This is a genomic window from Actinoplanes sp. NPDC020271 (assembly GCF_044388125.1).
Lineage (GTDB): Bacteria > Actinomycetota > Actinomycetes > Mycobacteriales > Micromonosporaceae > Actinoplanes.
Genome location: NZ_JBIRWQ010000031.1, coordinates 17,577 through 29,747, shown reverse-complemented (window position 1 = coordinate 29,747; position 12,171 = coordinate 17,577). Strand labels below are relative to the sequence as shown.

The 12,171-nt window shown below is 71.3% G+C and carries 10 protein-coding genes; 8 read left to right on the top strand and 2 right to left on the bottom strand.

Going from position 1 to position 12,171, the window contains the following annotated elements; genetic code table 11:
- Positions 1 to 180 precede the first annotated feature (180 nt).
- The 6 genes from ACH442_RS40930 (at position 181) to ACH442_RS40905 (ending at position 8,001) form a co-directional block, all read left to right on the top strand.
- A complete protein-coding gene (locus tag ACH442_RS40930; RefSeq protein WP_396343523.1) occupies positions 181 to 2,553 on the top strand; it encodes a beta-glucosidase in 2,373 nt (790 codons plus the stop codon).
- Positions 2,554 to 2,599: 46 nt separating this feature from the next.
- On the top strand, positions 2,600 to 3,469 hold the full coding sequence (locus tag ACH442_RS40925; protein WP_396343522.1) for a PP2C family protein-serine/threonine phosphatase: 870 nt from the start codon (positions 2,600 to 2,602) through the stop codon (positions 3,467 to 3,469).
- Positions 3,470 to 3,581: 112 nt separating this feature from the next.
- A complete protein-coding gene (locus ACH442_RS40920; protein ID WP_396343521.1) occupies positions 3,582 to 5,018 on the top strand; it encodes a gamma-aminobutyraldehyde dehydrogenase in 1,437 nt (478 codons plus the stop codon).
- A complete protein-coding gene (gabT, locus tag ACH442_RS40915; protein WP_396343520.1) occupies positions 5,018 to 6,277 on the top strand; it encodes a 4-aminobutyrate--2-oxoglutarate transaminase in 1,260 nt (419 codons plus the stop codon). Before ACH442_RS40920 ends, gabT begins: the two co-directional genes overlap by 1 nt.
- Positions 6,278 to 6,285: 8 nt before the next feature.
- Positions 6,286 to 6,765, top strand: a complete 480-nt coding sequence (locus ACH442_RS40910) for an Lrp/AsnC family transcriptional regulator (protein ID WP_396343519.1) — start codon at positions 6,286 to 6,288, stop codon at positions 6,763 to 6,765.
- Positions 6,766 to 6,768: 3 nt separating this feature from the next.
- On the top strand, positions 6,769 to 8,001 hold the full coding sequence (locus tag ACH442_RS40905; RefSeq protein WP_396343518.1) for an NAD(P)/FAD-dependent oxidoreductase: 1,233 nt from the start codon (positions 6,769 to 6,771) through the stop codon (positions 7,999 to 8,001).
- A gap of 193 nt (positions 8,002 to 8,194) precedes the next feature.
- Here ACH442_RS40905 and ACH442_RS40900 read toward each other — a convergent pair whose 3' ends face one another.
- Positions 8,195 to 9,799 (bottom strand): ATP-binding protein, encoded by a 1,605-nt coding sequence (locus ACH442_RS40900; protein ID WP_396343517.1) that lies wholly within the window; start codon positions 9,797 to 9,799, stop codon positions 8,195 to 8,197.
- 13 nt (positions 9,800 to 9,812) lie between these two features.
- On the bottom strand, positions 9,813 to 10,208 hold the full coding sequence (locus ACH442_RS40895; RefSeq protein ID WP_396343516.1) for a response regulator: 396 nt from the start codon (positions 10,206 to 10,208) through the stop codon (positions 9,813 to 9,815).
- Positions 10,209 to 10,327: 119 nt separating this feature from the next.
- Between ACH442_RS40895 and ACH442_RS40890 the strand changes: the two genes are divergently transcribed.
- On the top strand, positions 10,328 to 11,056 hold the full coding sequence (locus tag ACH442_RS40890) for an alpha/beta fold hydrolase (RefSeq protein ID WP_396343515.1): 729 nt from the start codon (positions 10,328 to 10,330) through the stop codon (positions 11,054 to 11,056).
- Between the two features lie 163 nt (positions 11,057 to 11,219).
- The gene (locus tag ACH442_RS40885; protein WP_396343514.1) at positions 11,220 to 11,657 is read left to right on the top strand and encodes a MerR family transcriptional regulator; all 438 of its coding nucleotides are present in this window, start codon (positions 11,220 to 11,222) and stop codon (positions 11,655 to 11,657) included.
- The last annotated feature ends 514 nt before the right edge of the window (positions 11,658 to 12,171 follow it).

Genomic DNA, 12,171 nt, shown 5'->3' with positions numbered 1-12,171 from the left:
AGTGACAGCCGCAAATTAACGCGAGGTTTCGTTAACGTAGGGTTTCGCTGTGACAGGTGTCAAGGCCCTTGCCGTAACCGTGCCCGGAGCGCGAGAGTAGGCAGCGCCGTCAGGGCCTTTTCGCTCATCGGCACGCAGCTCAAGGCACCCGAAACTTTCGGGGACCAATCGGAGGAAACGTTGACCACTGAACAGGTGACCCAGCCGTGGCGTGACCCGGCGCGGCCGGTCGCGGACCGCGTGGAGGCACTGCTCGCCGAGATGACCCTCGAGGAGAAGGTCGCACAGCTGGGCAGCCGCTGGGTCGGCAACGACATGGGCGACGACGGGCACGACGACGGGTATGACCCGGAGGAACAGCACAACGTCGCCCCGATGCAGGACGTCTTCGCCGCCGGCGGCACGGTTCCGCTGGAGGTCGCGGCCCAGCACGGTCTCGGTCACCTCACCCGGGTGTACGGGAGTGTGCCGCTCACCCCGGCCGAGGGCGCGGCCGAACTGATCCGTCAGCAGCGTGTCGTGATGGCGTCCCGGCTCGGCATCCCGGCGCTGGTCCACGAGGAGTGCCTGACCGGGTTCACCGCGCTGGGCGCGACCGTCTACCCGGCCGCGATCGCGTGGGGCGCCACGTTCGACCCGGAGCTGATCGAGCGGATGGCCACCGCGATCGGCCGCGACATGGCCGCGCTCGGCGTGCACCAGGGGCTCTCCCCCGTGCTCGACGTGGTGCGCGACTACCGGTGGGGGCGGGTGGAGGAGACCATCGGCGAGGACCCCTACCTGGTGTCGACGGTCGGTTCGGCGTACGTCCGTGGTCTTCAGGCCGGTGGGGTGATCGCCACGCTGAAGCACTTCGCCGGTTACTCGGCCTCGCGTGGCGCCCGTAACCACGGCCCGGTGGCGATGGGCCGCCGCGAGCTGATCGACGTGGTGCTGCCGCCGTTCGAGATGGCGGTCAAACTGGGTGGTGTCCGCTCGGTGATGAACTCCTACTCCGACGTCGACGGTGTCCCCGCGGGCGCCGACTCGTGGCTGCTCACCGACGTGCTGCGGGACGAGTGGGGCTTCACCGGCACGGTCGTCTCGGACTACTGGGCGATCCCGTTCCTGGCCCTGATGCACGGCGTCGCCGAGGACAACACCGGCGCCGGCGCGCTCGCCCTGGAGGCCGGCATCGACGTCGAGCTGCCCGACACCATCGGCTACGGCGCCGGGCTGGTCGAGCGGGTCCGCCGCGGCGAGGTGCCGGAGGAGCTGGTCGACCGGGCCGTCCGCCGCCTGCTCACACAGAAGGCCGAGCTGGGCCTGCTCGACCCGGGCTGGACGCCGGAGTCGTCGGTGACCGCCGCCGAGTTCACCGACCTGAACGCCCCCGAGAACCAGCAGATCGCCATCGACCTGGCCGAGCGGTCGATCGTGCTGCTGGAGACGGGCACCGCGCTGCCGGTCACCGAACCGTTCCGGATCGCCGCGATCGGCCCGTGCGCCGACGACGCCCGGACGTTCCTGGGCTGCTACGCGTTCCCCAACCACGTGCTCCCGCGCTATCCGCAGCTCGGCCTCGGGCTGGACATCCCCACCGCGCTGGACGGTCTGCGCGCCGAGTTCCCGGCCAACGACATCACCTACGCCAAGGGCTGCGAGGTCAGCGGCGAGGACCGCAGCGGTTTCGCCGAGGCGGCCGAGGCGGCCCGCGGCGCGGACCTGGCCGTCGTGTTCGTCGGCGACCTGGCCGGGCTGTTCGGCAAGGGCACGTCCGGTGAGGGCTGCGACGCCGAGGACCTGCGCCTGCCCGGCGTCCAGGCCGACCTGATCGAGGAACTGCTGTCCACCGGCACGCCGGTGGTCGTGGTGGTGGTCTCCGGCCGGCCCTACGCGCTGGGCGACCTGGACGGCCGGGTCGCCGGGCTGGTCCAGGCGTTCATGCCCGGCCAGGCCGGTGGCGCCGCGATCGCCGGGGTACTCAGCGGGCGGATCCAGCCGAGCGGCAAGCTGCCGGTGCAGATCCCGCGCCACCCGGGCGGGCAGCCGGGGACGTATCTGCAGCCGATCCTGGGTGCCACCCACAGCGGGGTAAGCAACCTGGACCCGGTGCCGCTCTACCCGTTCGGGCACGGCCGGTCCTACACCACGTTCGAGGTGGACGAGCTGCGGGTCAGCGCCGACCAGGTGCCGACCGACGGCGAGTTCGAGGTGACCGTGCGGGTGCGCAACACCGGCGAACGGGACGGTTCCGAGGTGGTGCAGCTCTACCTCTCCGACCCGGTCGCCACGGTCACCCGTCCGGTACTCCAACTGTCCGGTTTCCGGCGCGTCGAGCTCGCCGCCGGTGCGGGCGCGGAGGTGACGTTCTCGGTCCACACCGACCGGGCGGCGTTCACCGGCCGCGACCTGACACGCATCGTGGAGCCCGGTGACCTGCGGGTTCTCGTCGGTACGTCGGCCGGGGACCTGCCCTGCCAGGCGACCGTCCGGCTGACCGGCCCGGTCCGCCCGGCCGGTGCGGAGCGCCGGTTGACCACCCCCGGAACGGTCCGGCCGATCGGATCGTGACCGCCGGTTGCCGTCCGCCCCGCTGAGCGGCCACTAGGCTGACATCGTGCCCGGACGCATCGGCGACGACGAGCGGCTGCGGCGGCTCGGGGCGGCTCCCGGCCGCCTCGGCCCCGCCGATCTGCTCGACGAGTTGCTGGACCGGGTCCGGGGCCTGATCGACACGGACGCCCCGGCCGGGTCCGCCGGGAGGCGGGCCCGGCCGGGGCGGCTCGATCAGGCGACCGCGCTCGCCCTGCAGCGCAGCCTGCTGCCGTCGCGCCTGCCGGAGATCGCCGGGGTCGAGCTGGCCGCGCGCTACGTGCCGGGCCACGCGTTCGGCATCGGCGGCGACTGGTACGACGTTTTCCCGCTCCCCACCGGCTGGCTGGGCGCGGTGATCGGTGACGTGTCCGGCCACGGCCTCGCCTCGGCCGTGGTGATGGGGCGGATCCGGAGCGCTCTCCGGGCGTACGCGCTGATCTGCGACGACCCGGCGGAAGCCCTCACGCTGCTCAACCGCAAGGTGCACCATTTCGAGGCGGGCAGCCTCACCACCGCGCTCTACGCGATGATCAGCCCGGAGCGGGACCGGATCGTGCTGTCCAGCGCCGGCCACCTGCGCCCGGTCCTGGCCCGGCCGAGCTGCACGGCCGAGCTGGCCGAGATGCCGGTCGATCCGCCGCTCGGCATGGGCCGGTCGTCCCGGGCGCGGCGCAGCGCGACGATCGCGTTCCCGCCGGGGGCGATGCTGTTCTGCTACACCGACGGGCTGATCGAGCGCCGCGACGAGGTGATCGATATCGGATTGGCGCGCCTCACCGGGGCCGTCCGGGCGGAGAATGCGGAGCGGGTCTGCGCGACGGTGATGGCCGCGACCGGCGCGGAGCAGCCCGTGGACGACGTGGCGGTGCTGGCCGTCCACCGACGTCACTGACACACCTTCGAACAACGCCGGAAACACGGAAAAGTGCCTGCTCCCCCTTGCTCGCCACGGAATCAGTGGAAAAGATGGGGCGGCATGCACTGAACCCGAACCTGGAGGCCGGATGACCGCCAAGAAGCAACTGCACAACTTCGTCGCCGGCGCCGCGGTCGCGCCCGCCGACGGGCGGTACTCGGACCTCGTCGACCCGACCACCGGTGAGGTCTTCGCGTCCGCCCCGGTCTCCGGCCCCGAGGATGTCGACCGGGCGATGGCGGCCGCCGCCTCCGCGTTCGAGGAATGGCGCACCACGACCCCCGGGGACCGGCAGAGGGCGCTGCTGAAGTTCGCCGACGCGGTCGAGGCCCGTGCGGACGAGCTGGTCGCCGCCGAGTCGCAGAACACCGGCAAGCCGCTCGGTCTGACCGCCGGCGAGGAGCTGCCGCCCGCGGTCGACCAGATCCGGTTCTTCGCCGGCGCCGCCCGCGTGCTGGAGGGCCGCTCGGCCGGGCAGTACCTGAACGGGTTCGAGAGCTATGTGCGGCGCGAGCCGATCGGCGTCTGCGCCCAGGTCACACCGTGGAACTACCCGCTGATGATGGCGGTCTGGAAGATCGCGCCGGCGCTCGCCGCGGGCAACACCGTGGTGCTCAAGCCGTCCGACACCACCCCGGTCACCAGCGTGCTGCTGGCCGAGATCGCCGCCGAGTTCTTCCCGGCCGGCGTCTTCAACGTGCTGCTCGGCGACCGGGACACCGGCCGCGCCCTGGTCGAGCACCGGACCCCGCGGATGGTGTCGATCACCGGCTCGGTCCGGGCCGGCATGGAGGTGGCCGGCAGCGCCGCCGCCGATCTCAAGCGCACCCACCTGGAGCTGGGCGGCAAGGCCCCGGTCGTGGTCTTCGAGGACGCCGACATCGCCGCGGCCGCCGCGGACATCGCGGTCGGCGGCTACTTCAACGCCGGTCAGGACTGCACCGCGGCCACTCGTGTGCTGGTCGCGCCCGCGGTCTACGCCGACTTCGTCGCGGCGCTGGCCGAGCAGGCCAAGGCCACGAAGACCGGCGCGCCGGACGACGAGGACGTGCTCTACGGCCCGGTCAACAACGCGAACCAGCTGGCCCGCGTCAGCGGCTTCATCGACCGGCTGCCCGACCACGCCTCGATCGAGGCCGGTGGCTCGCGGGTCGGCGACCGCGGCTTCTTCTGGTCACCGACCGTCGTGGCCGGTCTCCGGCAGGACGACGAGATCATCCAGAACGAGGTGTTCGGCCCGGTCATCACCGTGCAGCAGTTCACCGACGAGGACGAGGCGGTGCGCTGGGCCAACGGCGTCGACTACGCGCTCGCCTCCAGCGTCTGGACCAAGGACCACGGCCGCGCGATGCGGATGACCCAGCGGCTCGACTTCGGCTGCGTGTGGGTCAACTGCCACATCCCGCTCGTCGCCGAGATGCCGCACGGCGGGTTCAAGCACTCCGGGCACGGCAAGGACCTTTCCGTGTACGGCCTGGAGGACTACACCCGCATCAAGCACGTCATGCACAACGTGGGGGCCTGATGTCGTCAGCCGATCTGCACAAACGACGGGTCGCCGCGGTGGCCCGGGGCGTGGGGTCCACCATCTCCGCCTACGTCGACCACGCCGGCGGCGGCACGCTGACCGACGTGGACGGGCGGGAGTGGATCGACTTCGCGTCCGGCATCGCCGTCACCAACGTCGGCAACGCCGCACCGAAGGTCGTCGAGGCGGTCCGGGCCCAGGTCGAGCGGTTCACGCACACCTGTTTCATGGTCGCGCCGTACGAGTCGTACGTCGCCGTCTGTGAGCAGTTGATCGACCTGACCCCGGGCTCGTTCGAGAAGCGGGCGGCGCTGTTCAACTCCGGGGCCGAGGCGGTGGAGAACGCCGTCAAGATCGCACGGCACGCCACCGGACGGCAGGCGGTCGTGGTGTTCGACCACGCCTACCACGGCCGGACGAACCTGACGATGGCGCTGACCGCGAAGAACATGCCGTACAAGCACCGGTTCGGGCCGTTCGCGCCGGAGGTGTACCGGGCCCCGATGTCGTATCCGCTGCGTGACGGCGGTCTGGACGGCCCCGGGGCGGCCCGCCGGGCGATCGACGTGATCGAGAAGCAGGTCGGGGCCGGCAACGTCGCGGCGGTGCTGATCGAACCGATCCAGGGCGAGGGCGGTTTCGTCGTACCGGCGCCGGGTTTTCTTCCTGCTCTTGCCGCCTGGGCGGCCGAGGCCGGGGCGGTCTTCATCGCCGACGAGATCCAGACCGGGTTCTGCCGGACCGGGCAGTGGTTCGCCTCCGAGCACGAGGGCCTGGAACCGGACCTGATCACCACGGCCAAGGGGATGGGCGGTGGGCTGCCGATCGCCGGGGTCGTGGGGCGGGCGGACCTGATGGACGCGGTGCACGCGGGCGGGCTCGGCGGGACCTACGGCGGGAACCCGGTCGCCTGCGCCGCGGCACTCGCGGCCATCGAGACGATGCGTGAGCTGGATCTGACTGCGGCCGCACAGCGGATCGAGGCCGGGATCATCACCGCTCTCAGCGATGTTCCGGGCATCGCCGAGATCCGGGGCCGCGGCGCGATGATGGCCGTCGAGCTGAACCGGCCGGGCACGCTCGCACCGGATCCGGTTCGCACGGCTGCGGTCTCCCGAGCGTGTCACGAGGCCGGTCTGCTGACGCTGACCTGTGGCACCTACGGCAACGTGCTGCGGTTCCTGCCCCCGCTCGTCATCTCCGACGAGGACCTCCACCGCGGGCTGGACATTCTGCGCGAAGCTCTCCGGAACTAGCCGAACGCATGCTCACAGGGAACAATCGCGCCGTGAGCGAGACGGGCCTGGACGAGATCAACAAGCAGATCATCGATCACCTGCAGCGGGACGGGCGGATGTCATACGCCACTCTCGCCAAGACGATCGGGTTGTCGGAGGCCGCTGTGCGCCAGCGCGTGCAGCGGCTCCTCGACAACGGGCTGATGCAGATCGTCGCCGTCACCGACCCGCTCACCCTGGGCTTCGCCCGGCAGGCGATGGTCGGCCTGCGGGTGAACGGGGACCTGCGGGAGATCGCCGACAAGCTCGCCTCGATCCCCGAGGTCGACTATGTGGTGATCTGCGCCGGGCGCTACGACCTGCTGGTGGAGCTGGTGTGCACCGACGACGCGCACCTGCTCGACCTGCTCAACGAGAAGGTGCGCACGATCGAGGGCGTCGCCGCCGTCGACACGTTCATGTACCTCAAGCTCGCCAAACAGACCTACGCCTGGGGAACCAGATAACAGATGAGTTTCTGGCTTGAATCGCTCGGCCCGGTCGAGCGACGCCCCGCGCTCCCCGGGGACGCCGCCGCCGACGTCGCCATCGCCGGCGGCGGCTACACCGGTCTCTGGACGGCGTACTACCTCGCCAAGGCCCGGCCCGACCTGCGGATCGTCGTGCTCGAGGCGGAGTTCTGCGGCTTCGGCGCGTCCGGGCGCAACGGGGGCTGGGCCTCCGGCCTCTTCCCCGTCTCCGAGAAGAAGCTTTCTTCGCGGTACGGCGTGGAGCCCGCCCGGGCCATGCACGCCGCCCTGGAGGACGCCGTCGACGAGGTCGGGCGGGCCGGCATCGACTGCGACTACGCCAAGGGCGGGGTGATCTCGCTGATCCGTTCCCCCGGCCAGTTGCGCCGAGCGCCGGCCGATCGGCTCGACGCCGACGAGACGCGCGCGATCTGCAACGCGACCGGGGTGCTCGGCGGCGTCTACAGCGAGCACTGCGCGGCGCTGCACCCGGGCAAACTGGTCCGCGGGCTGGCGGCCGAGGTCGAACGACTGGGCGTGACGATCCACGAGGACACCCGGGTGCTGTCGCTGACCGCCGGTGAGGTCGTCACCGACCGCGGGACGGTCCGGGCCGACACGGTGGTGCGGGCGCTCGAGGGGTACACGCCCGAGCTGCCCGGATACCGGCGGGAGGTGGCACCGGTCTACTCGCTGATGATCGCGACCGAGCCACTGCCGGCCGACGTGTGGGAGCGGATCGGGCTCAAGCGGCGGGAGACGTTCACGGACGAACGCCGCATGATCATTTACGGGCAGCGGACCGCGGACGACCGGCTGGCGTTCGGCGGGCGCGGGGCGCCGTACCACTTCGGGTCACGGGTGCGGCCCGAGTTCGACCGGGTGCCGGCGGTGTTCGGGAAACTCCGGCACACGTTGAGCGAGCTGTTCGGGATCCAGGTGCCGGTGGCGTACCGCTGGGGTGGTCCTCTCGGCATCCCGCGGGACTGGATGCCGAGCGTGGGACTGCGCGACGGGATCGCCTGGGCCGGTGGTTACGTCGGCGACGGCGTGGCCGCGACCAACCTGGCCGGGCGGACCCTGACCGACCTGATCCTGGGCCGCTCCACCGATCTGACCCGGCTGCCCTGGGTGAACCACCGGTCGCGGCGGTGGGAGCCGGAACCGGCGCGGTGGCTGGGGATCAACGCCGGGCTGCACGGGACGGCGTTGCTCGACGCCTGGGACCGCTGACGTAACGGCTCGCCGACGTCCGGCCCGGTGTCACCACCGGGCCGGAACGCTGATCAGCGCCGGCGAGGAGCCGTGTGAAGCGCACGAATCCGCGATCCGATGTGGACGTTCAGTGTCCGGCGGATCGCCGGGCGGCCGGCATCGCACGGGAGATCGCAGGATTCCGCCCCGTCGATGCGATCGGGGTGCCGGATCACGACGTCGGCAGCCGCACCGAGACGACCGTGCCGGTGGGGTGGTTCCCGGTGAGGCGGATCGTGCCGCCGTGCAGGTGGACGATCGCGCGGGCCAGGCTCAGCCCCAGGCCGCTGCCGTGCGTCCCCTGATGGCGGACGTTGCTGCCGCGGAAGAACCGGTCGAAGACCCGGTCCCGTTCGGCCTCCGGGGTGCCGATGCCGGTGTCGGCGATCGACAGCTCGGCGACGGTCTCGCCGGCCCGCAGCACGATCTGGATCGGGGCGCCCGGCGGGCTGTACCTGATGGCGTTGGCCAGCAGGTCGTCGAGGACCTGACGGAGCCGGTCCGGGTCGCCCGGCACGTAAAGCTCCGGCGGCAGGTCCGTACTCACCCCGTCGCACCGGCCGGTCCGGCAGGCCGCGGCGACCGCGTCGGTGACCACCGCGACCAGGTCGACCCGGCGGCGCTCCAGCGTGAGGTGACCGCCGTCGAGCCCGGCCAGATCCAGCAGCGCGTCGGCGATCCGCTGCAGCGTGGCGGCGTTACGGGCGATCGTCCGGGCCATCTGCCGCCCGTCGTGATCCATCCCGGCCGACTCCTCGGCGAGAATCGTGGCGTTCGCCGTGATCGAGGTCAGCGGCGTACGCATCTCGTGGCCGACCAGGTCGACGAAATCACTCTGCGCGCGGGCCAGCTGACGGGCCAGTTCCTCGGCCCGGCGCAGCGCCACGAACACGCCGATCTGCGCGGCGACCCCGTCCATCAGCACGGTCAGCAGGTCCTCGTGGCGTTCCTGGGCGCCGGCGTAACACGTGAGCACGCCGAGCAGGGTGGTGCCGTCGTGGACCGGGACGGCGAGCACCGTACGGATACCGCGGCGGATGCAGATCTGGACGCGTTCGCGCTCGTACGGCGTACGCAGGGAAAGGTCTGCCCCGATGTCCGGTACCCAGATTGCCCGCCCGGTCTCCCAGACCCGCCCCGTGATGCCCTCCCCGAACCGCGGGACGTGCCCGAAGAACCCGTCCGAGGCGACCCCCGAGGCATCCCAGTGGCCCACCGACCGCAGGGCCGAGCCGGCCGCGTCGTCGATCAGGAACAGTTCGGCGCAGGGCCAGCCGAGCGTGACCGAGACCGCGCGCAGCACGTCCGGCGCCGCGGCCGTGACCGTGGCGGCCCGCTTCAGCACGTGCTCGACCGCCAAATGACAGGCCCGGAACCGTTCCGCGCGGCGCAGCGCGGTCACCTCGTGGGCGATCGAGACCGCGCCGAGCACCCGGTTGGCGGCGTCGTAGATCGGCTGCGAGGTGCAGGCGAAAACCCGCACCGGCTCCCCCGGACAGCAGAACAGCACGTCCTCACTGACGATGTGCTCGCCTCGCAGCGCGCGCATCAGCGGCGTCTGCGCCCAGGGCATCGGCCGCATGTCCGGGCTGGCCAGCACCCGCTCGCTGCTCTCGGCATAGTCCTCCGGCACCGGTCCGTCCAGCGGAAAGCCCCGGACCTCGCGCATGGCCCGGTTCACGAGAACCACCCGGCCGGTGGCGTCACACGCGACCACCCCGGCCGAGAGGCTCTCCAGCAGGGCGCCGAGGAAGGCATCGGCCCCCAGCACGGTCACGGGACGACCGGTCTCAAACTTCGCAGCGCTGATCGTGCTCGTGCGGACCGTTCTGGAGCAGCGCCCGGATGGTCGCCAGCAGCTGATCGTTCGGGCACGGCTTGAGCAGCACGGCGCAGGCCTCCGCCTCCGCCGCCCGCGGATCACCCGGCGCGAGCTGCCCGGTCAGGATGGCCACCGGCATGTGCCCGACCTCCGGATGCTCGCGGACCTTGCGGATCAGCTCCCAGCCGTCCATGCGCGGCATGCCGAGATCGGTGAGCAGCGCATCCGGATGCTTCTCCACGATCATCTCGAACGCGGCCTGTCCGTCCGGCGCACGCAGCACGTCCAGGCCGGCCCGCTTGCAGACCCGGGCCAGGACGATGGCGATGTCCTCGTCGTCCTCGGCGATCAGCAAAGTGGCCATTCCGTAAGCATGCGCCCAGCGCTGTCGGTCCCGGGAGATTTTCCGACAATTACCATCATCGATGCTTTTCGGATCTCCGAGCCGGGCGGATCACGGCAACCATCGATACCCTCGAACAGGTGACGTCACAGCTACCGATCGTGTTCATCAGCGCCATGGGGCAGCCCGGACGATACTGGCAGCCCGTGCTCGACCACCTCCCCGGCCACACCACCATCACCTACGACCGGCCCGGCATCGGTGCCACACCACACCGGCCACCACCCAACCCACCGCTGCCGTACAGCGCCTTCGCCGACGAACTGGCCGCCCACCTCGACCACCGCGACATCACCGGCCCAGCAGTGATCGTCGGACACTCCATCGGCAGCCTCATCGCCCGCGTCTACGCCGCCCGGCACGCCCACCGCGTCGCCGGCATCGTGCACGTCGACGGCTCCCTCCCCCAGTTCTACGTGGTACCCGGCACCGAAACCCCCGAAGACGGTGCCGACGGCGACACCGACGCCACCGCGATCGACATCGTCAACGGACAGGTCGAAGTCCTCTACGCGACGGCGCCGGCCGCCCCCACCCTCGTCCTCGTCCGCAGCCCCGGACACTGGGCACCCGGGCCGCCACCACCCGGAGCGGACGAACTGTGGCTCGCCAGCCAGCGGATCCTGGCGCGAGACGCCGGGACGGCGCTGATCGTGGCTGAACACTCCGGGCACGGCATCCCCCATGATCAGCCGGAGCTGGTGGCGTATGCGGTGCGGGCCGTACATGACGCGGCGGCGGAGCGGCGGGCTGTGCGGCTGGACGCGGAGGCGCTGGCAGCGGTCGGCGGTCACCTGGACAAGCCTTAGCCCGCCGGACAACAGGCCGCCGGAAACAGGCCCCACCCCATCCGGGGGCAGACCACCCACCAGCCATTATCCGCTCAAAAATCAAGATCACACCGCCGCCCTGTGGACAGACCTCCAGTGTGGACAACCCCAGCGCCCCCTCCCGAGGGATTAAGCTCGGCCGATGAACGACGTCGGGCTGAGCATCGGGGAGATCGCCCGCAGGACCGGGCTGAGCGTGGACACGCTGCGCTTCTACGAGCGGGCCGGCCTGCTGACCCGCCCGGTCGAGCGGGACTCGGCCGGCCGCCGGGTCTACCGGGAGGAGGATGAGGGCTGGCTGGAGATCTGCACGAACCTACGGGCGACCGGCATGCCGCTGAGCGAGATCAAACGCTTCGCCGACCTGGTCCGCGCCGGCTCCGGCAACGAGCTCGAACGCCTCGAACTGCTGCGCGACCATCGGGAGCGGGTGGACGAGCAGATCCGGCGCTTGCAGAAGTTCCGCGAGGTCATCGATTACAAGGTCGCGGTCTACGGCGCGCACGTGGCCGAAGGCACGGCCACCAATCTCTGGACCGGCGCTCCTTATACCCCCGAAAACCCATCGAAAGCCAATTAACCCCTTATTTTGGTACGTCATCCGGGGCCCCGCCCCAGCGCCCCGCGCTCGCCGTCCGGGGCCTCAGTTCGAAGCCCCGGCGAACGACAACTGCGTGCGGCCACGCCGTGGTCAGCGGCCCCCATAACAACAGTGAACGCCGCCCGAACCGGACAAGTTGGGCCTGACCGTGGTCACCCGGCACCTACAACGACGCTGGGAGCAAGCCGAGCTGGGCGAGCTGGGCGAGCTGGGCGAGCTGGGCCCGAGCGTGGTTATCGGGCGCTCACGACGACGGTGGGGCCGGCCGGTGAGCAGGAGGGGCGGCCGCGACCTGGAGCCGAGCGAGGGTCGCTGCCGAGCAGACCGCAACCAGACGCGAACAGCGCGGCGACTCACACACCGGGGCGCGAACAGCGCGGCGACCCGCACACCGGGACGCGAACAGCGCGGCGACCCGCACACCGGGACGCGAACAGCGCGGCGACCCGCACACCGGGACGCGAACAGCGCGGCGACCCGCACACCGGGACGC